This window comes from Actinomadura sp. SCN-SB (genome assembly GCF_043906805.1).
Taxonomy (GTDB): domain Bacteria; phylum Actinomycetota; class Actinomycetes; order Streptosporangiales; family Streptosporangiaceae; genus Spirillospora.
Genome location: NZ_JBIMPP010000067.1, coordinates 1 through 20,770, shown reverse-complemented (window position 1 = coordinate 20,770; position 20,770 = coordinate 1). Strand labels below are relative to the sequence as shown.

At 73.4% G+C, this 20,770-nt stretch carries 20 protein-coding genes; 10 read left to right on the top strand and 10 right to left on the bottom strand.

Going from position 1 to position 20,770, the window contains the following annotated elements:
• Nucleotides 1–297: 297 nt before the first annotated feature.
• The 3 genes from ACGWYJ_RS31600 to ACGWYJ_RS31590 are packed head-to-tail and all read right to left on the bottom strand — an operon-like array spanning nt 298 to nt 3,202.
• Nucleotides 298–705: a hotdog fold domain-containing protein gene (locus tag ACGWYJ_RS31600; protein ID WP_395110098.1), complete on the bottom strand. Its 408-nt coding sequence runs from the start codon at nt 703–705 to the stop codon at nt 298–300.
• On the bottom strand, nt 702–1,604 hold the full coding sequence (locus ACGWYJ_RS31595; protein ID WP_395110097.1) for an OAM dimerization domain-containing protein: 903 nt from the start codon (nt 1,602–1,604) through the stop codon (nt 702–704). Before ACGWYJ_RS31595 ends, ACGWYJ_RS31600 begins: the two co-directional genes overlap by 4 nt.
• Nucleotides 1,601–3,202, bottom strand: a complete 1,602-nt coding sequence (locus tag ACGWYJ_RS31590; RefSeq protein WP_395110096.1) for a lysine 5,6-aminomutase subunit alpha — start codon at nt 3,200–3,202, stop codon at nt 1,601–1,603. The genes ACGWYJ_RS31595 and ACGWYJ_RS31590 overlap by 4 nt, the downstream gene beginning before the upstream one ends.
• A gap of 252 nt (nt 3,203–3,454) precedes the next feature.
• Between ACGWYJ_RS31590 and ACGWYJ_RS31585 the strand changes: the two genes are divergently transcribed.
• Together ACGWYJ_RS31585 and ACGWYJ_RS31580 are read left to right on the top strand one after the other, a co-directional pair.
• On the top strand, nt 3,455–4,225 hold the full coding sequence (locus ACGWYJ_RS31585) for a hypothetical protein (RefSeq protein WP_395110095.1): 771 nt from the start codon (nt 3,455–3,457) through the stop codon (nt 4,223–4,225).
• The gene (locus ACGWYJ_RS31580) at nt 4,222–4,803 is read left to right on the top strand and encodes a hypothetical protein (RefSeq protein WP_395110094.1); all 582 of its coding nucleotides are present in this window, start codon (nt 4,222–4,224) and stop codon (nt 4,801–4,803) included. The genes ACGWYJ_RS31585 and ACGWYJ_RS31580 overlap by 4 nt, the downstream gene beginning before the upstream one ends.
• 124 nt (nt 4,804–4,927) lie before the next feature.
• Here the strand turns inward: ACGWYJ_RS31580 and ACGWYJ_RS31575 are convergent, their stop codons facing one another.
• Together ACGWYJ_RS31575 and ACGWYJ_RS31570 are read right to left on the bottom strand one after the other, a co-directional pair.
• Nucleotides 4,928–6,259 (bottom strand): DUF2252 domain-containing protein, encoded by a 1,332-nt coding sequence (locus ACGWYJ_RS31575; RefSeq protein ID WP_395110093.1) that lies wholly within the window; start codon nt 6,257–6,259, stop codon nt 4,928–4,930.
• Nucleotides 6,260–6,293: 34 nt separating this feature from the next.
• Nucleotides 6,294–7,394, bottom strand: a complete 1,101-nt coding sequence (locus ACGWYJ_RS31570; RefSeq protein ID WP_395110092.1) for an L-erythro-3,5-diaminohexanoate dehydrogenase — start codon at nt 7,392–7,394, stop codon at nt 6,294–6,296.
• Nucleotides 7,395–7,574: 180 nt separating this feature from the next.
• Between ACGWYJ_RS31570 and ACGWYJ_RS31565 the strand changes: the two genes are divergently transcribed.
• From ACGWYJ_RS31565 to ACGWYJ_RS31545, 5 genes are all read left to right on the top strand, one after another.
• Entirely contained in the window at nt 7,575–8,951 is a 1,377-nt protein-coding gene (locus tag ACGWYJ_RS31565) for a KamA family radical SAM protein (RefSeq protein ID WP_395110091.1), read from the top strand.
• A 63-nt stretch (nt 8,952–9,014) separates the two neighbouring features.
• On the top strand, nt 9,015–10,274 hold the full coding sequence (locus tag ACGWYJ_RS31560; protein WP_395110090.1) for a cytochrome P450: 1,260 nt from the start codon (nt 9,015–9,017) through the stop codon (nt 10,272–10,274).
• A 13-nt stretch (nt 10,275–10,287) separates the two neighbouring features.
• Nucleotides 10,288–11,376: a DUF3616 domain-containing protein gene (locus ACGWYJ_RS31555; protein ID WP_395110089.1), complete on the top strand. Its 1,089-nt coding sequence runs from the start codon at nt 10,288–10,290 to the stop codon at nt 11,374–11,376.
• Between the two features lie 217 nt (nt 11,377–11,593).
• On the top strand, nt 11,594–12,109 hold the full coding sequence (locus tag ACGWYJ_RS31550; protein WP_395110088.1) for a DUF1707 domain-containing protein: 516 nt from the start codon (nt 11,594–11,596) through the stop codon (nt 12,107–12,109).
• A 131-nt stretch (nt 12,110–12,240) separates the two neighbouring features.
• Nucleotides 12,241–13,161 (top strand): TIGR03619 family F420-dependent LLM class oxidoreductase, encoded by a 921-nt coding sequence (locus ACGWYJ_RS31545; RefSeq protein WP_395110087.1) that lies wholly within the window; start codon nt 12,241–12,243, stop codon nt 13,159–13,161.
• An 87-nt stretch (nt 13,162–13,248) separates the two neighbouring features.
• Here the strand turns inward: ACGWYJ_RS31545 and ACGWYJ_RS31540 are convergent, their stop codons facing one another.
• Both ACGWYJ_RS31540 and ACGWYJ_RS31535 read right to left on the bottom strand, forming a co-directional pair.
• Nucleotides 13,249–13,689 (bottom strand): Lrp/AsnC family transcriptional regulator, encoded by a 441-nt coding sequence (locus tag ACGWYJ_RS31540; RefSeq protein WP_395110086.1) that lies wholly within the window; start codon nt 13,687–13,689, stop codon nt 13,249–13,251.
• Nucleotides 13,690–13,712: 23 nt separating this feature from the next.
• Nucleotides 13,713–14,852: a LacI family DNA-binding transcriptional regulator gene (locus ACGWYJ_RS31535; protein WP_395110085.1), complete on the bottom strand. Its 1,140-nt coding sequence runs from the start codon at nt 14,850–14,852 to the stop codon at nt 13,713–13,715.
• A gap of 124 nt (nt 14,853–14,976) precedes the next feature.
• On the opposite strand from ACGWYJ_RS31535, the gene ACGWYJ_RS31530 reads away from it, so the two are divergent.
• Nucleotides 14,977–16,218, top strand: a complete 1,242-nt coding sequence (locus ACGWYJ_RS31530; protein ID WP_395110084.1) for an ABC transporter ATP-binding protein — start codon at nt 14,977–14,979, stop codon at nt 16,216–16,218.
• A 105-nt stretch (nt 16,219–16,323) separates the two neighbouring features.
• Here the strand turns inward: ACGWYJ_RS31530 and ACGWYJ_RS31525 are convergent, their stop codons facing one another.
• Nucleotides 16,324–17,448, bottom strand: a complete 1,125-nt coding sequence (locus ACGWYJ_RS31525; protein ID WP_395110083.1) for a M24 family metallopeptidase — start codon at nt 17,446–17,448, stop codon at nt 16,324–16,326.
• A gap of 146 nt (nt 17,449–17,594) precedes the next feature.
• On the opposite strand from ACGWYJ_RS31525, the gene ACGWYJ_RS31520 reads away from it, so the two are divergent.
• Nucleotides 17,595–18,518 carry a 5'-3' exonuclease H3TH domain-containing protein gene (locus ACGWYJ_RS31520; protein ID WP_395110082.1) on the top strand — a complete coding sequence of 308 codons (924 nt, stop codon included), beginning with the start codon at nt 17,595–17,597 and terminating at the stop codon, nt 18,516–18,518.
• A gap of 524 nt (nt 18,519–19,042) precedes the next feature.
• The gene (locus ACGWYJ_RS31515; protein WP_395110081.1) at nt 19,043–19,786 is read left to right on the top strand and encodes a Crp/Fnr family transcriptional regulator; all 744 of its coding nucleotides are present in this window, start codon (nt 19,043–19,045) and stop codon (nt 19,784–19,786) included.
• A gap of 45 nt (nt 19,787–19,831) precedes the next feature.
• On the opposite strand, the gene ACGWYJ_RS31510 is transcribed toward ACGWYJ_RS31515, so the two are convergent.
• Both ACGWYJ_RS31510 and ACGWYJ_RS31505 read right to left on the bottom strand, forming a co-directional pair.
• Nucleotides 19,832–20,029 (bottom strand): hypothetical protein, encoded by a 198-nt coding sequence (locus ACGWYJ_RS31510; RefSeq protein WP_395110080.1) that lies wholly within the window; start codon nt 20,027–20,029, stop codon nt 19,832–19,834.
• A 352-nt stretch (nt 20,030–20,381) separates the two neighbouring features.
• Nucleotides 20,382–20,770: biliverdin-producing heme oxygenase (locus tag ACGWYJ_RS31505; RefSeq protein ID WP_395110079.1), on the bottom strand; the 389-nt coding region annotated here is incomplete at its 5' end.

Sequence of the window (20,770 nt, the reverse complement as noted above, 5' to 3'; positions counted from 1 at the left end):
ATCGGACGGCCCCGCCTGGCGCGGCCACCGGTCACCACCCCTGGTTCGGACGGGCCGGTAAGGGGCGGGCCGTGCTGAGCTCCCCCGTCGATCCCGTCGTGGCGCGGTCCAGTGGCGCCCCGAGAGGCCGATCGGTGAGTCCTGTGCTGGACTGCAGCCAAACTACCGGAGTACCGGGCCTTGTCAACCGCCGCATGTTCTGGAGAGATTCCACGTTTCCCCAGCTCAGAGCCATGATCCGCGCATGCGCGGTATTTACCGGGGGCAGACCCGGCGCGGGCCGGCCGCCCGGGCCGATCAGGACGGGCCGGGCGGTTCGGGCACCACGACGGTGCCCACGGCGGTGGCCGCCACGATCGGCTCGGCGAGCACCTCGGCGGCCGACTCGCCCTTGTCGGGACGGCCCCGGCACACCACGCGCGCCTCGAACGCCAGCACCCGGCTGCGCCGCCCCGCCCGCTGGAGCACCGCGGTGGCCTCCAGCACGTCCCCGGCCCGTACGGGCGCGCGGAACTGCACGTCGGAGTAGGAGGCGAACAGCCCTTCGTCGCCGTCGGTGCGGACGCACATCTCGGTGGCCACGTCCCCGAACAGCGCCAGCAGGTACGCGCCGTCGACCAGGTTCCCGGCGTAGTGGGCGTGCGAGTAGGGGATGTAGCGCCGGTGGGTGACGGTGAGCCCCTCCCGCGGGCCGCCGCCGCTCATGACGCGTCCCCTTCGGCGCGGGCCCTGCCGGGCAGCAGGGCGTGGACGAGGTAGCTGGCGACCTCGGCGGGCGTGGTGCCCTTGCCGAAGACGCGGTCGACGCCCAGTTCCTCGGCGGTGACGGTGTCGAAGCGGGGCCCGCCCACCACCAGCAGGGGCCGTCCCATGCCGGGCGCCACGGCGGTCGGGTACTCGGCGTGGAAGGCGGCGGCCATCTGCTTGGTGTTGTGCAGGTGGGCGTTGCGCTGGGTCACCACCTGCGACACCAGGACGGCGTCGGCGTCCTCGGCCTTGGCCCGCGCGACCAGCTCCTCCACGGTGACCTGGGCGCCCATGTTGACCACCTGGATCTCCCGGTAGTACTCCAGGCCCTTCTCCCCCGCGAAGCCCTTCACGTTGAGGATCGCGTCGATGCCCACGGTGTGGGCGTCGGTGCCGATGCAGGCGCCGACCACGACCAGGCGGCGGCTGAGGGCGCCGCGGATGGCCAGGTTGACCTCGCTGGAGGTCAGCAGCGGGTACTCGCGCTCGGGCGGGACGGGGATGCCCGCGTAGTCGATGAGGTGCCCGCACCTGCCGTACACGATGAAGAAGGTGTGGCCGGGGCCCATCGCCTTGGAGTGCACGACGCTGGAGGGGGCCAGGCCCATCTTCCCGGCCAGTTGCAGCGCCGCGGCGTCGGCGCGCTTGCCCGCCGGGACCGGCAGGGTGAACGACATCTGCACCATGCCGTCCCCGGTGGTGTCGCCGTAGGGGCGGATGACCTGCCGGGCGTCGGCGGGCCGCCCGCCCTCCTCCCCGGACGGGCTCGCGGCACGGGAGCCTTCACCGGTGCTCGCTCCTGTGCTCGCGCCGGTGCCTGCTCCGGTGCTTGCTTTGGTGCGTGCCCGCTCGGTCATGCCGTCACCTCCTGATCGGCCGCCTGCGCGGCGTGCGGGTCCTCGGTGTCCAGGATCTCGATGGCGGGGTTGAAGTACCCCTCGGCGCGGGGGACGACCCCGTCCAGTCCCTTGCCGCCGTCGGGCGGGCGCCGGGTCACGCCGAAGGTGCCGTCGGCGATGGCGGTGAGCAGGCCGTCGCGTTCGACGCGTTCCAGCAGCTCCACCGACTCGCCCAGCACCCGCCGGGCGCGTTCGGCGATCATGCCGCCGGGGCGGGGCGCGAAGTCCTCGGCCAGGCCCGCGCAGGCGTCCCGGACGTAGCGGACGTTCTCCAGCGCCAGGTCGCGGTCCGACAGCCACGGCGTGTGGATGCCCTCGGTCATCATCCCGATCAGGATGATGGACTGCCCGGTCATCACCCCGGCCAGGTTGAAGAAGGCGTCCAGCAGGTAGCCGGCGAAGATGTTGCCGGTCATGTGCTTGGTGGGCGGCATGTACTTCAGCGGCGCGTCGGGGAACAGCTCCCGCACCAGCTGGGCGTGCGCCAGCTCCAGCCGGAACGACCCGGGCACCGCCGGGTCGATCTCGAAGGCGTGGCCGAGCCCGAGCTGGGCGTCGGTGAGCCCGGCCTCGTGCCCGAACCGCTCGTTCAGCAACTGGCTGACGATCACGGTGTGGGCGGCCTCGACCGCGTCGGCGGTGGTGAGGTAGTTGTCCTCGCCGGTGTTGATGACGATGCCGGCGCGGGCGTGGACCTGCCGGGAGAAGCGCTGGTCGATGAAGGTGCGGCGGGGGTTGATGTCGCGGAAGATGATCCCGTACATGCAGTCGTTGAGCATCATGTCCAGGCGTTCCAGCCCGGCCAGCGCCGCGATCTCCGGCATGCACAGCCCCGAGGCGTAGTTGGTGAGCCGCACGTACCGGCCCAGCTCGCGGGAGACGTCGTCGAGCGCGGCGCGCATCAGCCGGAAGTTCTCCTGGGTGGCGTAGGTGCCGGCGTAGCCCTCGCGGGTGGCGCCCTCGGGGACGAAGTCCAGCAGCGACTGCCCGGTGGAGCGGATCACCGCGACCACGTCGGCGCCCTCCCGCGCGGCGGCCTGCGCCTGCGGGATGTCCTCGTGGATGTCGCCGGTGGCGACGATCAGGTAGATCCACGGATGGGGCGGGTCGCCGACCGAGGCCAGCATCCGGTCGCGTTCGGCGCGGCGCCGGTCGATGCGGGCGATGCCGGCGCGGGCGGCGTCGCGCGCGGCCGCGCGGGCGTCGCGGGCGGCGGTCCCCTCGGGGAGGCGGAACCGCGCCCGGCCGCGGGCGGCGTCCCGCGCGAGCTCGGTGAGATCCGGGTACGGGCCGCGCAGCAGCGCGTCCCACACCGGCAGCGCGACTCCGTGCTCCAGCCCGGTCTGGGCGCGCACCGCGTCGGCGAGATGGTTGACCCACGGCCTGCCGTCGGCGTCGGCGCCGGACAGCCCGGCGATCCTCAGCAGCGCCCGTTCCACCGACACCGTGGTGTGCGTGCGGGCCAAATCGATGACCGGCTCGGCCGCCCGCGCCGCCAGCGCCCGGGCCCGGCGCACCAGCGCCGGATCCAGATCGAGTTTCCCCTGCGGCGCCATCGCCGCCTCCCCTCGCCGTCCACGTACGTGAAGATCTGCTCTCATCTACGTTCTACCATCGAGATCTTCCTGACAAATGCCACCAAATCGCAAGACCCTGCACACGTATCCGCTTTCTCGTGATCCAGATCCGCGCAAGCGGGCGAGCGTTCCGGCAAGCAGGGCGTCACCGCTCAAGCCATGCCCAATCGCAATTAGCGAGCGTAGAGTCACGGTGCGTCACTCATCTGGTCTCTGGTCCTGGAGGGGTGCATGGTGTTCTACATCCTCGCGGCGGCCTGCGCGATGGCCGTGGTGTTCGCCGCGGGCCGGCTGATCCGCCGCGGCATCGACGACGGCGATCCCGGCGGCGCCACCGCCGCCCACACCGGAGCGATGCTGTCGGCGCTGTTCCTGCTGGCCTTCGCCGTCGCGATCGTCGTCCCCTGGGCCGCCACCGACTCCGCGCGGCTCAACACCTACACCGAGGCGCAGGCGATCACCGAGGCGTACTGGTCGGCCGAGCGGCTGCCCGCGGGCCCGCGCGAGCACGCCCGCGCGGGCCTGGCCGACTACGCCCGCTTCGTCCGCGACCGGGAGTGGCGCGACATGGCCGAGGGCCGGCTCAACCCCGACGGCGGGGCCCGGCTGGACGCGGTCCGCCGCCAGGTCATCGCGCTCCCCGCCGGCGACGACGCCGCCGACCAGGCCGCCGGCGACGCCCGCGCCGCGGTGCTGGAACAGATCGGCGCGATCTCCGCCGCACGCCACCAGCGCGCGATGGACGCCCGCGTCCGCCCGCCGACGGCGCTGCTGGTCATCACGGCGGTCACCGGCCTGCTGGTGGTGGCCTTCCCCTACCTGGCCGGGGCACGGCCGCGCGGGATGACCGCGGTGCCGCTGGCGCTGATGGCCGGGCTGCTGGCCATCGGCATCTACCTGGCCATCGACATCTCGCACACCTTCGCGGGCGGGCTGGCCGTGCGTCCCGACGCCTTCACCGGCGCCCTCACCGAGATCCAGCGCATCTCGGCGGGCCCGTGACCGCCCGCCGCGCCCCATCCCTCGCCGCGTCCCTCGCCGCACCCCTCGCCCTTCTGTTCGCGGTGGGCCTGGCGGTGCTTCCCGCCTCCGAGGCGACCGCCTCCCCGCGCCGCCCGGTCCCGGTCTGCGTCGAGGTGTCGGCGTCGTTGGACGGCCTCGCCGACGTGGGCGTCACGGTCGCCGTCCCCGGATCGGCCTGCCCCACCCCGCCGCCGCCCCGGCCCGAGCCCCCACCGGAACCTCCGCCCGCGCCGCCGCCCCCGCCCCCGGCACCGCCCGAACCGGCGGCACCGCCCGAGCCGCCGCCGTCGTCCGCGCCGGTGGCCGCGAGCCCGCCCCGGCGCGCCGCTCCCCTAGAGCGCGGCGCACCGGCGCGGCGCACCGCCCCGGTGCCCGAGCCCGCGCCGCGGCGTCCCACGCCGCCCGAGCCCTCCGCCGCCGAACCGGAACGGGCGCCGCCACCGCCACGCGCGGCCAAGGCACCGCCGCGGCGCCGCCATCCCCTGGCCAATCCGCTGGTCGTGGTGGTCCTGGCCACCGTGATCAGCTCCTCGGCCTCGCTGGCCTTCGCCCGCTGATCGCCCGCTGACCGGCCGCGCGGCCCGTCCTGTGGCCTCCTGCGGCCGTCCTGCGGCCGGCGGCGCCGGTGACCGCGGGCGGCGTGGTACACGGCACCGCACCCGCCGCCCGCGGACCGGCGCGCTACAGTCCCGGGATCTCGCCGTTGCGGAACGCGTCGACGAACAGCCGGTGGTCGTCACGGACGATCGCGGCGTACTCGTGCGCGAAGGAGACCATCGCCTCCACGAACGGACCCTCGTCCGGGCCGATCACCGAGTTGATGGCGTCCTCCACCTGGAAGCCCACCAGGGTGTGGTCGGAGTCGCTGTCCGACACGCAGTGGATCTTGGCGGTGGCGCGGCCCAGGTCGTCCAGGACCGACATCATCTCCTCCGGCTCGGTCAGCCCCGACCAGTCCAGGTCCGCCTCGTAGGGCGACAGCTCCTGCACCACGTACCCGACACCGTCGATCTCGGTGTAGCCCAGCCACGGGTCGGTGTTGGCCTGCAACGCGCGGCGCGACACCGCGGTGCGGTGACCGTGGTGCTTGAAGTAGTCGCGGATGCGCGGGTCATCCACGACACGGCTGGGCGCGGCGACGTTCCCCTGCTTCATCGACAGGATCACATCGTTCTCCAGGGCCTGCGAGTGCCCCTCCACCAGGATGTTGTACGCCGACAATCCCGCCGACCCGATACCGAATCCCGAGGCGCCCACGATGTCCTTGACCTGGTAGGTGAGGCTGCCGAACCGCTTCTCCCTCGGGATCGTCTCCAGGTAGGCGTGGTAGGCGCGCTCCACCTTGGCGCGCTCCGCCTCGTCCAGGCGGCGCACGCCCGAGCGGTTGCGGAACCGCCGCTCGTGCTGCTCGACCAGCGTCATGTCCTCCAGCAGCCCGATGCGCGTGGACGACAACGCCGCGATCAGCACGTCACGCACGTACCCGTCGGCGTTGTCGAGGGTCAGCGCGAACGCGTGGTCGCCGCCGTCGGCGGCGAACCGCCGCACCTGGTCGACGTAGGCCCGCACGTAGGTCTCCACCAGCCGGCGGATGTCGGAGTCGGAGATCGCCTTGCTCCAGGCCAGCAGCGCCACGCTCGCCACCAGCCGCTTGACGTCCCAGGTGAAATGGCCGACGTACGCCTCGTCGAAGTCGTTGACGTCGAAGACGAACACCCCGTCGTCGTTCATGTACGTGCCGAAGTTCTGCGCGTGCAGGTCGCCCTGGATCCAGACCCGGCCGGTGCGCTCGTCGGCCCACGGGTCCTCGTCATGGATCACGTCGGCGTAGAACAGGCAGGCGCTGCCCCGGTAGAAGGCGAACGGGTCGGAGGCCATCTTGCGGAACCTGCGCCGGAACTCGGCCGGGCTGCGCTCCATCAGATGCGAGAAGGCGTCCACCAGGACGTCGACGATCTGGTTCCGCCGCTCCTTGGGGTCCTTGTCCCGCAGGGCCTGAGTGATGCTCGCCATCACCTGTCTCCTCGCTGCTCTAGGCGTACCCGGGTCATTGTGCCGAATCGCGCTCGTCCCGCGCGGTGAACAGCGAGCGAATCCCCGGTTCCGTCCGCAACAGGTCCAGCGCCAGCTCGGCGTGCCCGGGGACGTAGCCGTTGCCGACCAGCATCGTCACGTCGGCGGCCAGGCCCTCGGCGCCCAGCGCCGCCGCGGAGAACGAGGTCGCCATCGAGAAGAACACCACGGTGCCGCCGGGCGCGGTGCCCAGGATCGCGCCGTGCTCGCAACCGGGAACGTCCACGCACACCACCGTCACGTCGGCGGGCTCCCCCAACGCCCGCGCCACCGCCACCGGGTCGCGCGCGTCCGCCCGCACCACCCTGTCGGCCAGGCCGGTGGCGGCCAGCCTCCGCTCCTCCTCCGCGGTCGGCACCAGCCCCACCGTCGCGCCGGCACCGGCACGGCGGGCGGCGGCGAGCGACAGCGACCCGCTCTTGCCCGCCGCGCCCAGCACCGCCACCACCGGCCCCCGCCCCAGGCGGGACGCGGCCTGGCCGACGACGCGGCGGGTCAGGGCGGGCGCGCCGCACACGTCCATGACCGACAGCGCCAGCGGCACCGGAAGGTCGCCGGGCAGCACGGCGGCGATCGACCGGGCGAACAGGATCGCGTGACCCGACGTGGGAACCTGCTCGGACCGCCCGTCCCAGCGTTCCAGGCCGTCGTCCACGGCCAGCGGGGTCAGGGTCAGCGACACCAGCGTCGCGACGCGGTCGCCCTCCTTCAGCCCCAGCGGCGACCGCGGGCCGGCCTCGTCCACGACGCCGACCAGCATGCCGCCCGACCCGGTGACCGGGTTGTGCATCTTGCCGCGCGAGGTGATGATCCCCAGCACCTCGCGGCGGATCGCGTCCGGGTCACCGCCGTGCGCGGTGTGCAGTTGCCGGTAGGACGCGGCGTCCAGGTTGAGGCGCTCCACCCGCACCCGCACCTCGTCCGGGCGGATGCGGGGATCGGGATCCAGCCGCAGCGCCGCCTGCGGCAGCACGCCCTCGGGCTCCAGCACGCGGTGCAGCCCCACCTCGGTCCCGATCACGCTCGCCTCCCGGCTCATACGGCGGCTCATACGGCGGCTCATACGGCGGCTCATACGGTGGCTCCTCGCCGGTCTCCGCTCCTCCGCGCACCCGGTCACCATCACCTGCAGGTCACGGAAGATGTACTTGGCCTTATTGGTTGAATCGAAAGTCTTCCCGTAAAGTCGGGCGTACACGAGATTTTTACGCGATCTGCCCGACGGGGTCCACCCGTCGCCGAGGAGGGGTCGACGATGACCACCGCCCTGCGTCCCGACCCGGACGCCCACCCCGCCGCCCCGCAGCCCTACGCCTACCGCCGCAGGCCGCTGGTGGAACCCGACTGGACACGGCTGCCCGGCTGGCGCGAGGTGACCCGCGCCGAATGGGAGTCGGCGCAATGGCAGCGCGCGCACTGCGTCAAGAACATCCGCCAGCTGCGCCGCGTCATGGGCGACCTGCTCGACGAGTCCTTCTACGCCGACCTCGAACGCGACCAGGCCGAACGCGCCACCATGTCCATGCTGGTCACCCCCCAGATGCTCAACACCATGGACACCTCCTCCACCGACGCCTTCTACGCCGACCCGGTGCGCCGCTACATGATCCCCGTCCACAGCGACCGCCGCACCGACTGGCCCTCCCACCCCTACGCCACCCGCGACTCCCTCCACGAGGCCGAGATGTGGGCCGTCGAAGGACTCACCCACCGCTACCCCACCAAGGTCCTGGCCGAACTCCTGCCCACCTGCCCCCAATACTGCGGCCACTGCACCCGAATGGACCTGGTCGGCAACTCCACCCCCGCCGTCGACAAGCACAAGTTCACCATCAAGGCGCCCGACCGGCACGGCGCCATGCTGGACTACCTGCGCCGCACCCCCGGCGTCCGCGACGTCGTCGTCTCCGGCGGCGACGTGGCCAACCTGCCCTGGCCCCGCCTGGAATCGTTCGTCGACGCCCTGCTCGACATCGACACCATCCGCGACATCCGCCTGGCCACCAAGGCGCTCATGGGCCTCCCCCAGCACTGGCTCCAGGACGAGGTCCGCGCCGGCATGGAACGCCTGGCCGCCAAGGCCCGCGAACGCGGCGCCCAGATCGCCATCCACACCCACGTCAACACCGCCCAGTCCCTCACCCCGCTGGTCGCCAGGGCCGCCCGCGCCATGCTCGACACCGGCATCCGGGACGTCCGCAACCAGGGCGTGCTGCTGCGCGGCGTCAACGCCACCCCCGAGGCGCTGCTGGACCTGTCGTTCGCGCTGCTCGACGAGGCCGCGATCCTGCCCTACTACCTCTACATGTGCGACATGATCCCCTCCAGCGAGCACTGGCGCCTCGCCGTCTGGGAGGCCCAGGAGCTCCAGCACGCGATCATGGGCTACCTGCCCGGGTTCGCCACCCCGCGGATCGTGTGCGACGTCCCCTACGTCGGCAAGCGCTGGGTGCACCAGCTCGCCGACTACGACCGCGAGCGCGGCGTCTCGTACTGGACGAAGAACTACCGCACCGGCATCGAGACCTCCGACGACGGCGCGCTGGAGCGGCGGTACGAGTACTACGACCCGATCCACACGCTGCCGGAGGAGGGCCGCGCCTGGTGGCGGCGTCGGGCCGCGGCGGCCTGAGTGCCGGGTGCGCCGGCCCGACGCCTTTACATTGTAGATCAATAACTGGGATAGGCTTCCGGGGTGCCCTCCCGACCGTCGTCACAGCCCGCGCCGCCCGCCCGGCGGTTCCCGTACGGGGCGGCGGTGACCGTCGCCGAACTGGACCGCGACCCGCATCCCCTGCTCGCCCGGCTGCGCGCGCACGAGCCGGTCTCCTGGCTGCCCGCGCTGGAGTGCTGGCTGGTGACCTCGCACGACCTGGCGGTCCGGGTGATGCGGGACGCCGCCTCCTTCACCGTGGACGACCCGCGCTTCTCCACCGCCCGGCTGCTGGGCCCCAGCATGCTGTCGCTGGACGGCCGCGAGCACACCCGCCACCGGGACCCGTTCGCCCGCGCCTTCCGCCCCGCCGTGACCCGCGAACGCTTCACCGCGTTCGTCGAGGCCGAGGCCGCCCGGCTGGTCACCGCGCTGGCACCGGCCGGCCGCGCGGAACTGCGCGGCGACCTGGCCGGCCCGCTCGCGGTCGCCGTGGTGGCCGAGGCGCTGGGCCTGGACGGCGTGGACGCCGCGACGGTCCGGTCCTGGTACGGGGAGTTCGTCGACGGCGTCTCCGCCATCACCGCGGGCCAGGAGCCGCCGCCCGGCGCCGCCGTGGCCTACGACCGGCTCCGCGCCGCCGTCCGGGAGGTCGTCGACGCCTCCCCCGCCGGCTCGCCCCTCGCCTCCGCCGCCCACCGGAACCCGGACCGGGGCGAGGGGGCGGCGAGAGGCGGCGGGCTCACCGAGGCCGAGGTGGTCGCCAACGCCGCCGTCCTGATGTTCGGCGGCATCGACACCACCGAAGGCATGATCACCAACGCGGTGCTGCACCTGCTGGAGGACCCCGCCCGGCTCGCGCTCGTCCAGGCCGACCCCGAGGGCCTGCTGCCCGGGGCGATCGAGGAGTCGCTGCGGCTGGAGCCGTCCGCCTCGGTCGTCGACCGCTACGCCACCCGCGACCTCGACCTGGGCGGGGCGCCCGTGCGCGAGGGCGACCTGGTCCGGGTGTCGATCGCGGGTGCCAACCGCGACCCCGCGGTCTTCGCCGACCCCGACCGCTTCGACCCGCGGCGCGAGAACGTCTCCGAGCACCTGGCGTTCGCCCACGGACCGCATTTCTGCTTCGGCGCTCCGCTGGCGCGCCTTGAGGCGCGCGCCGCCCTGACGGCGCTGCTGACCCGCCTGCCGGAGTTGCGGCTGGACCCGTCCCGCGAGGCCCCGGTACGAGGGCTGGTCTTCCGCAAGCCCCCGCACCTGCACGTCCTGTGGGGCACGCCCCCCGGCACCTCCGATATGTGAAAACATTTCCCCCATGATCGTGGAACGCCGGGTCGAGCTCCGCTTCTCGCAGGAGAGCCGCGAGGCGGAGACCCACACCAATCTGTCCGCCGTGCGCCAGGACGGCCGGTGCCTGTGGGTGGCCGGCGACGAGACCGCGACCATCGAGCGGCTGACCGCGGCCACCGATGGCGCGGGACGCGTCACCGGCTACGACGGGCAGCGCACCGTGCGGCTGGCCGACCTGGTCGACCTGCCCGCAGGGCCCGACGAGGAGGCCGACCTGGAGGGCCTGGCCCGCGCCAACGGCTGGCTGTGGGCGATCGGCTCGCACAGCCTCAAACGCAAGAAGATCAAGCCGGGCCAGCCGGACGCCAAGTCCCGCAAGCGGCTGGCCAGCGTGGTGCGCGAGGAGAACCGGTTCGTCCTCGCCCGGCTCCCCCTGGTCACCGGCGACGACGGGCTCCCCCGCGTGGTCGCCGACGACGGCGGGCGCCGCGCCGCGCTGCTGGGCGGCCACAAGGACTCGATCACCGACCTGCTGGAGGACGACCCGCACCTGGCGCCGTTCCTGGCCATCCCCAGCAAGGACAACGGGATCGACATCGAGGGCGTCGCCGCCCACGGCGACCGCCTCTACATCGGCTTCCGCGGGCCGGTGCTGCGCGGCTGGGCCGTGCTGCTGGAGATCCGCCCCGAGACCCATCCCCGGGACCCGTCCCGGCTGCGGCTGCGCCCGCTCGACGACGGCGACGACCTGTACCGCACGCACTTCCTCGACCTGGGCGGCCTCGGCATCCGCGACCTGTGCCCGCACGGCGACGACCTGCTGATCCTCACCGGGCCGAGCATGGACCTGGACGGCCCCGTGCGCGTGGTGGCCTGGCCGGGCGCGGCCACGGTGGACGCGCCCGGCATCGTGCCCGCCACCGACCTGCGGGTCGTGGGCGAGCTCCCGTACGGGGACGGCGACGACCACGCGGAGGGCATCGCGCTTCTGGACGAGACCGGCGAGGACGGCCGCCCCAAGCTGCTGGTGGTCTACGACAGCCCGTCCGAGGACCGGCTGACCCCCGAGGGCGGCGTGCTGGCCGACGTGGTGTCCTTCGAGCACACCGACTAGGCCCGTCACGGAGGAGGACCGTCACGGCGAGCGATCCGGCGATCCGGGCGATCGGACGATTTCCCCGGAATCGCCCCGAACATCGGCCGTACTGGGGGCATCCAACAGGGCAGGGCGGGCGGGTTCGGTCGCCCTGCCCTGTGCGTGCGGGCTTTTCTGGACAGGCGACGACGGGATCTGGATACTCACTGCTATGGACGGTCAGCCCTCATATCCGGTGCGAGCGTCCGATATGGAACGCGACCGGGTACTGCAGGTGCTCAGCGAACGAGTGGCCGAAGGCCGGATTTCGCACGAGACCTTCGAGCGCCGCGTCGACCAGGCGTTGCGCGCCCAGAGCCAGGCGGAGCTGGCCGACCTGGTGCACGACCTGCCCCCCACCAACCGCGTGGTCGGGCGCCTGACCGGGCTGATCTCCTCGGTGTCGCAGATGACGGCGCGGTTCGAGGCGGCCTGGCGGGCACCGCGGCTGCCCCGCTTCACCCTGCCCCCGGCGGGCCTGACCCGCATCGTGGTGGGACGCGCCCCCGGCTGCCAGTTCATCCTCACCGACCTGACGGTGTCGCGGTTCCACGCCGAGATCTACCGCCACGAGGGCGGCTGGATGATCTCGGACCTGGGGTCGATGAACGGCACCCGGCTCAACGGCTGGCGGCTCACCGGCCCGTCCAGGGTCCGCCCCGGCGACGAGGTCGGGTTCGGCAACTCCAGCTTCATCGTCGCCTCGTCCTGACGGCCGCCGATCCGCGGGCGCCGCGCGAGGACGATCGCCCCTGCGGATAGGGTCGGCCGGGGCGGCATGCCGGCAGGGGCGGGCCGGGCCGTGACGGGCAAGACGAGCAGGGACGGGCAGGGAGGGACATCGTGCTGATCGGGTTCGCCGTGCCGGTGTCGGGCGGCTGGGCGACCCCCGACCGGCAGGCGCGGATCGCCCAGGAGGCCGAACGGCTCGGCTACCACTCGGTCTGGACGCTGCAGCGCCTGCTCAACCCGGCCGGCTCGCAGGACGGGACGTACCGGGCCGTCCCCGACCCGCTGGTGACGCTCGCGTACCTGGCGGGGCTGACCGAGCGGGTGCGGCTGGGCGTGGCGATCGTCAACCTGCCGTTCTTCTCGCCGGCGCTGCTGGCCAAGCAGGCCGCCACCCTCGACCACGTCAGCGGCGGGCGGCTGGACCTGGGCGTCGGCCTGGGCTGGATGCCCGAGGAGTTCGCGGCGGCGGGCGTCCCGATGGAACGGCGCGGCGCCCGTGGCGAGGAGTTCCTGGCCGCGATGCGGTCGCTGTGGGCGAGCGGCTCCGGCGGCGCCCACAGCGAGTTCCACGGGGAGTTCTACGACCATCCGCCGGTGGTGATGGAGCCGGGCCCGGCGCAGTCGCCCGAGCCGTCGATCCTGCTGGGCGGCGCGGCCGAGCCCGCGCTGCGCCGCGCGGGCCGGCTGGCCGCGGGCTGGGTGAGCGCCGGCCGGGCCGACCCCCGCACGCTGGGACGTTCCATCCGGATCGTCAAGGAGGCGGCGGAGAAGGCCGGGCGGGACCCGTCAACGCTGCGGTTCGTGTGCCGCGGGGCGGTGCGCGTCAGGGCCGCGGGACGCGCGGACCGGCGCCCGCTGCACGGGTCGTTCGATGAGGTGCGCGCGGACTTCGCCGATATCGCCGCGCAGGGGATGACCGAGCTGTTCGTCGACCTGAACTTCGATCCCGAGATCACCGGGCCGGAGGCCGATCCGGTGGAGTCGATGCTGCGGGCCGAGGAGGCGCTGCGGGCCTTCGCCCCAGGGGGTTGACGCGCGGTTCCCCCTCGGCCGTGACGGACAGGGACAGGGTTGGTGTTACACGGGTTGAGTTACGGGGGTTGCGTTACGGGGTTGGTGTCACAAGGGCGGCCTGCGTCCTTCCCACGGGGTGCTGAGCACCACCGTGGTGCGGGTCGCGACGTTGGCCTTGGCACGGATCTGCTGTAGCAGGTCCTCCAGTTCGTTGGGTGAGCCCACCCGCACCTTCAGGATGTAGCTCTCCTCGCCCGCGACCGAATGGCACGCCTCGATCGCGGCCAGGTCGGCCAGCCGATCGGGGGCGTCGTCCGGCGCGGCCGGGTCGATCGGTTTGATCGACACGAACGCGGTGAGCGGCAGCCCGATCCGCTCGTTGTCCAGCTGTGCGGTGAACCCCTTGATGACGCCGCGCCTCTGTAGCCGTCGCACCCGCTGGTGCACGGCCGACACCGACAGGCCGGTCTCCTTGGCCAGATCGGTGTAGCTCATCCGGCCGTCGTCGGCCAGCAGCGCCATGATCTGACGATCGATCTCCTCCACCCCGGAAATCTAGCGTGTGCCGGTCATGGCGTGGGCCGGATTTCCGGCCCGCTCCGGCGGGGCGCGGCACCGCGTGGCGGGGGCCCGCAGCTGCCTCTGATCACCAGCTCGGACGGCAGCAGGACGGGCCTGCCGCCGCCCCTTCGCGGACGTTCGCGCGCGGCCCGTTCCGCGGGGGCGCCTCCCGGCCGCGCCGGCCGCCGGGACGCCCGGTCCCGCGCCAGCAGCTCGCAGGCGCGGTAGCCGATGTCGTGGCCGGGACGGGCGAGCGCGGTGAGGGGCGGGTCGCACAGCTCGGCCCAGGGAACGTCGTCGACCATGGCGATGGACACGTCGGCGGGCACGCGAAGGTCGAGTTCGCGGGCCACCAGCACGGCGGCCTCGCCGAGCAGGTGCCCGGCGGCCAGCACCGCGGTGACGCCGCCCGCGGGGTCGCGCCGCTGTAGCAGCCCGGCCGCGGCGGCGTAGGCGGCGTCGCGCTCGTGCCGGGCCGCGACCATCAGGTCCTCGTCCACCGCGACGCCCAGGGCGCGCAGCGTGTCCCGGAACGCGCGCTCGCGCACCTCGACCGGGCCTCCGGGCGGCGCGCCGGGCAGCGCGGCGCCGAGGAAGGCGATGCGCCGGTGCCCGAGCCCGACCAGGTACTCGGTGAGGGTCCGCACCCCGGCGCGGTCGTCGGCCAGGACCGCCGGGATCTCGGGCAGGCCGGGCAGCACCCGGTCGGCGAACACCACCCCGGCGCCGACGCGGGCGGCCGAGTGCCAGGCCGCCGCGTCCCCGGCGGGAACGGCGATGATCCCGTCCACCCGCTGCTCGGCGAGGCGGTCCACGATCTCGGCCTCGCGGGAGGGGTCGCCGTGCGCGGCGTCCACGATCACGTGCTCGCCCAGGCTGCGCGCGCACGACAGCACCCCGGCGACCAGCTCGGCGTAGAAGGGGTCGGTGACGTCGGGGACGACCACCCCGATGCCGCCGCCGCGCCGCAGTTTGAGCCCGCGGCCCAGGGCGCTGGGCCGGTAGTCCAGCTCGCGCGCCGCGGCCAGGACGCGCTCGCGGGTCTCGGCGCCGACCGATCCCGTCCCGGAGAACACCCGGGACACGGTGGCGATGCCCACCCCGGCCGCCGCCGCCACGTCCTTGATCGTCGCCGCCCGTTCCGTCATCGCGCCATCTTCCCACGACCGGCGTTTTCTGGAAACGTTTCCATAGTGTTGACTCCCCCCATAAGCGATATGCCCTTGTGGGCATGAGGCGATGGAAACGTTTCCAAACAGAGGGGATCCTGGCATGGCGGGGATCGTGCTGAACAAGGTCAGCAAGGTGTACGGGGGCGGCGTCCGCGCCGTGGACGGGCTGGAACTGGACATCAAGGACGGCGAGTTCATGGTGCTGGTCGGCCCGTCGGGCTGCGGCAAGTCCACCGCGCTGCGGATGATCGCCGGGCTGGAGGAGATCACCGACGGCACGATCACCATCGGTGACCGGGTGGTCAACGACCTGGCGCCCAAGGACCGCGACATCGCGATGGTCTTCCAGAACTACGCGCTCTACCCGCACATGACGGTCGAGCAGAACCTGGCGTTCGGGTTGAAGCTGCGCGGGGTGTCCAAGGAGGAGCGCGCCAAGAAGGTGCAGGAGGCCGCCAGGATGCTCGGCCTCGAGCAGTTCCTGTCGCGCAAGCCGGCGGCGCTGTCGGGCGGCCAGCGGCAGCGGGTCGCGATGGGCCGCGCGATCGTCCGCGAGCCGCAGGCGTTCCTGATGGACGAGCCGCTGTCCAACCTGGACGCCAAGCTGCGCGTGTCGATGCGCGCCTCGCTGAGCCAGCTCCACGAGCGGCTGAAGGTCACCACCGTCTACGTCACCCACGACCAGGTCGAGGCGATGACCCTGGGCGACCGGGTGTGCGTGCTGCGCGAGGGCCGCCTCCAGCAGGTCGACACCCCGCAGCGGCTGTTCGACAACCCGGTCAACCTGTTCGTGGCCGGCTTCATCGGCTCGCCCGCGATGAACTTCGTCTCCGCCGACCTGGTGCGCGGCGACCAGGGCGTGCACGTCGCCTTCGCCGGGCTGACCCTGCCCGTCCCCGACGACCTGCTGGAGGACAAGCCCGGCCTGGACGCCTACTTCGGCCGCAAGGTGATCCTGGGCATCCGCCCGTCCGACTTCGAGGACGCCGCGCACGCCAAGCCGGACTGGGCGCCGCTGCACGCCACCAGCAGCGTCACCGAGGAGCTCGGCAGCGAGATCAACGTGATCTTCACCATCGACGCGCCGCCGGTGGAGCACAAGGACACCGCCGACCTGGCCGAGGACGCCGCCGAGGGCGAGGCCGACATGGCGATCCCGCTGGTGGAGAACAAGGCGTTGTGGACCGCCCGCGTCAACTCGCGCTCGCAGGTACGCCCCGGCCAGCCGATCCAGCTGGCCGTCGACACCCGCAGGCTCCACTTCTTCGACCCCGCCAGCGGCCTGGCCATCGGCCACCCGGCGGCGGCCTCCGCGGGCGTTCCCCTCGGCAAGTCCTCCTGACCGAGGCCCCGGCCACGATCCGGCCACGACCCGGGCGGCGCTCCGGATGCGGCGACTCCTTCCTCCACGGCCGCGTTCCGGGGCGCCGCCCGTCCCCTCGCCGGGTCAGCCGACGATGACGACGCCGCGCTCGGTGTCGTTCATGCGCTCGAAGCCGTTCTCGGTGCACACGACGATGTCCTCGATGCGGGCGCCGTGCGGGCCCGCGTAGATGCCCGGTTCGACGGAGAAGGCCATGCCGGGCTCCAGCGGCTCGGTGTTGCCCGCGACGATGTAGGGGTCCTCGTGCGTCTCCAGGCCGATGCCGTGCCCGGTGCGGTGGAAGAAGTGCTCGCCGTGCCCGGCGGCGGCGATGAGGTCCCGGCCGGCGGCGTCCACCGCCTCGGGCGTGACGCCGGGCCGCACCGCCTGGCAGGACGCCTCCTGCGCCTCGCGCAGCACCTCGTAGTACGCGGTGTAGTCGGCCGGAGGGGTGCCCACGCAGTAGTTGCGGGTGGAGTCGGAGCAGTATCCGCTGGGCATCGTCCCGCCGATGTCCACCACGACCGGCTCGCCGGGACGGATCGTCCGGTCGGTGGGATCGGCGTGCGGGTTGGCCCCGTTGGGTCCCGACCCGACGATGACGAAGTCGACGCTCACATGGCCCTCGTCCAGGATGGCGTCGGCGATGTCGCGCGCCACCTCCTTCTCCGTCCGGCCGGGCTTGAGGAACCCGGGGACGCGCCGGTGCACCCGGTCGATGGCCGCGCCCGCCTCGCGCAGGGCCGCGACCTCGGCGGGGCTCTTGCGGATCCGCAGCTCCCGCATCACCGCCCCGGCCGCGACCTGCTCGGCGCCGGGCAGCGCCGCGCGGAACCGCAGCGCCATCACCGCCCACATCCGGTCGGCGACCGCCACCCTGGCCCGCTCCCCCTTGGCCCTGGCCCGGGTGAGCCGCGCGGTCACCATCGCGTAGGGGTCGTCGGTCTCGTCCCAGGGCACCAGTTCCACGCCGAGCGCGCCCGCCGGGGACTCCTGCGCGGCGGGCAGCTCCAGGCGCGGCACCACCAGGAACGGTTCGCCGTCCGCCGGGACCGCCAGGCAGGTCAGCCGCTCCAGCGCCCGCGCGTCGTAGCCGGTCACGTACCGCAGGTCGGGGCCCGGCGTCAGCAGCAGGGCGTCCAGGCCCGCCTTCTCGGCCGCCTCCCGCACGCGCGCGGCCCGCTCACGCGGATACAACTCCGTCGTCACACCCGTCTCCTGTCCTCTGCACCTGTCGTCTCTGTCCGTCGTATGCACGTGTCCCGTGCATCTGTCGTGCCGATGTCCGCACACCGCATCCTCGTGCATGCCGGGGCGGGCGCGAAATGACGGGGTGGCGTGCGACGATGTGCGGCATGAGCGGGCTGATGCTGCTGGACACGCCGTCGCTGTACTTCCGCGCCTTCTTCGGCGTGCCCGAATCGGTCACCGCGCCCGACGGGACGCCGGTGAACGCGGTGCGCGGCCTGATCGACATGATCGCGCGGCTGGTCCAGGACCGCCGGCCCGAGCGGCTGGTGTGCTGCATGGACGCCGACTGGCGCCCGGCGTTCCGGGTCGCGGCGCTGCCGTCCTACAAGGCGCACCGGGTCGCGCCCGACGGCGGCGACCAGACCCCGGACGCGCTGGCGGCCCAGCTGCCGCTCATCGACGCGGTGCTGAAGGCGTTCGGGCTGGCCATCGCCGGCGTGGCCGGGTACGAGGCCGACGACGTGATCGGCACGCTGGCGGTGCGGGGCGCGCGGCACGGCCCGGTCGACGTGGTCACCGGCGACCGCGACCTGTTCCAGCTCGTGGACGAGCGCGGCCCCGTCCAGGTCCTGTACACGGCGCGGGGCATCCGCAACCTCCAGGTGATGGGCGAGAAGGAGGTCGCGGCCAAGTACGGCATCCCCGGCCGCGGCTACGCCGACTACGCGACGCTGCGCGGCGATCCCAGCGACGGGCTGCCGGGCGTGCCGGGCATCGGCGACAAGACCGCCGCGGCGCTGGTGACCAGGTTCGGGTCGCTGGAGGGGATCCTGGCGGCGCTGGAGGCGGGCACGCAGGAGGGCTTCCCGCCGGGCGCGCGCCGCCGGATGGAGGCGGCGCGCGAGTATCTGGCGTCGGCGCCGACGGTGGTGCGGGTGGTGACCGACATCGACGACCCGGCGCTGCGCGACCTGGACGACCGGCTGCCCTCCACGCCGCGCGACCCGGAGGCGCTGGTGACGCTGGCCGACGAGTGGGCGCTGTCGGGCCCGGTCAACCGGCTGCTCAACGCGCTGGCCGCGTCCTGAGCCGCCGCCGTGGGCGGACATCCCGGGGCGATCGTTGAAGCGATCATTCGGCCGGTCACAGGGTGGCACCGGGCGGTCGCGGGGCGGCACGGACCGGCCCGCGGGCGCCGAGAATTCCGGGCGGAGGGGGACGGAGAGGTCGTGAATGTGTCAGATGACGCAGACAGGCTGCCCGCGGAGGCGCACGATCCTGATCAATATCGGGTTTCCTGGGAGATGTGGATCACACGAACGCGCGGCGACCGGAACGCCCCGCGCCTCGCCCCCGGGCGGCGCGGCGGCGCCTTCCGGGGCCTGCGCATGAGCGGGCCGGTGCCCGCGGCACTGGGCCTCACCGCCCCACTCCCCCCAAATGCCGCGGGCACCGGCTCAGATCGCAGCCCCAACGACCGACCTGCCCGGCAGAGGCGGCATTCCCCGGGCGACGCGCGCCGGCCGATCGGGGGCCGTGCCGCCAGGCCACCGGAGTCAGTTTCGCCCCGACCCGCGAGCCCTCCACGGAGGGCCCAGGAAACGGACCACCCGTGACGGAAAGGAACGCACCGCCGTACAACGGCGGCACCAACGGACGCGGCCCCAACGGCCGGCAGGGATTCTGGTACGCCCTGGACGACGCGCAGCGCGCCGCGCTGCGCGAGGTGTCGCGCCCGCGCCTGTACGCGGCCAAGCGCCCGCTGTGCTACCAGGGCGAGCAGTCCGACCACATCGTCATCATCGAGAGCGGCTGGGCCAAGGTGACCTCCTCCACCGAGGACGGCCACGACGTGGTGCTCGCCGTGCGCGGACCCGGCGACCTGGTCTGCGAGAGCGCGGTGCTGGGCGGCCGGCACCGTTCGGCGACGGTCACGGCGCTGAGCCCGGTGCGCGGCCTGGTGGTGCCGGCCGCGCGCTTCACCGGGTTCCTGGACGCCAACGCCGCGGTGTGGCGGCTGGTCAGCAACACCTTCGTCGACCGTCTCGACGCCGCCGACCGGCGCCTTCAGGCGCATGTGGCGGCCAAGGGCGCGCAGCGGCTGGCGCTGCTGCTGTCCAACCTGGCCGAGCTGTCGGCCCGGCACGCCCCGCCCTCCGCGGACGGCAGCATCGAGATCGCGCCGCCGCTGTCGCAGGAGGAGCTGGGCAGCTGGATGGACGCCTCCCGGGAGACGGTCGCCCGCGCGCTGAACACGCTGCGCCGGAGCGGCCTGGTCCGCACCGGATGGCGCCGCGTCACCGTGGTCGACCTGCCCCGGCTGCGCGCCTACGCCGACGACCCCTCATCGTCCTGAGCGCCGGTGGCGGCCCCGGAACGAGGCCGGCCGCCGGGCCGCGGGTCAGCGGCGGGTGGCGCGGCTGCGGTTCCACGCGCGTCCGCGCCAGCCGGCGGTGCCGCCGACCCCGGCCAGGTGCAGCGCGATGAGCAGCAGCCCCACCGTGACCAGGGTCTGGTAGTCGAACGGGTCGGTGGCGACGTCGGCCAGGTCGAACAGCAGTGCCAGGCCGAAGACGATCGCCGCGAGGATCGCGAGCATCGGGGGGACCTCCCTTGCGCCAAGGTGGTGCATGGTTGCCCCTGCGCGATGTCCTCAGAGCGGCGTTTCAAACCATTCTGCTTTTCCGGACCTCTCGGCATGCCTCGTTCATGCCGAGTAGCACCCGGACAGGATCAACGTCCGTGTCCGCGCGATCCGGCGATCGTTGGGCCACCCCGGCGCGCGTGCCGGGGAAGGGACTCGAACCCCCACTGTGACCATGCGGTTCAGTCTGACGATCAGTTTCAGCGTGGCGCCCCTGCCGGGCGCACCCCCGCGCTCCACACGGCGGAGTCTCCACCCCGCCCGTGCCCAGGCTCCGTGCAGGCTCGGGCGGGGTCGGGGGCGTGGTTCAGGCGGCCGGGTCGATCCTCAGGTCGCGGCCGAGGTCGGCGGTGACGGCGGCGTTGAGCCGGTAGGCGCGCTTGACCTCGGCGATGATCCGGGCGCGTTCGGCCCGGTCCCAGGGGGCGTCGTCCAGGAGGGCGCGGTAGCGGTCCTTGTAGGACTTCGGTTCGCCGGGGAAGCGGTAGAAGCGGACGCCGTCGTCCCCGGCGGCCAGCCCGAGGTTCTTGCGGACCTGCACGCCGATGTACTGCCCGCCGGACAGGTCGCCCAGGTAGCGGGTGTAGTGGTGGGCGACGAAGCCGCCGGGCCAGTCGAAGCAGACCTCGCGCAGCCGTGCGCAGTAGCGGCGGGGGGGGTCCCCCGCGGGGGGGGGGCGGGGGGGGGGGAGGGGGA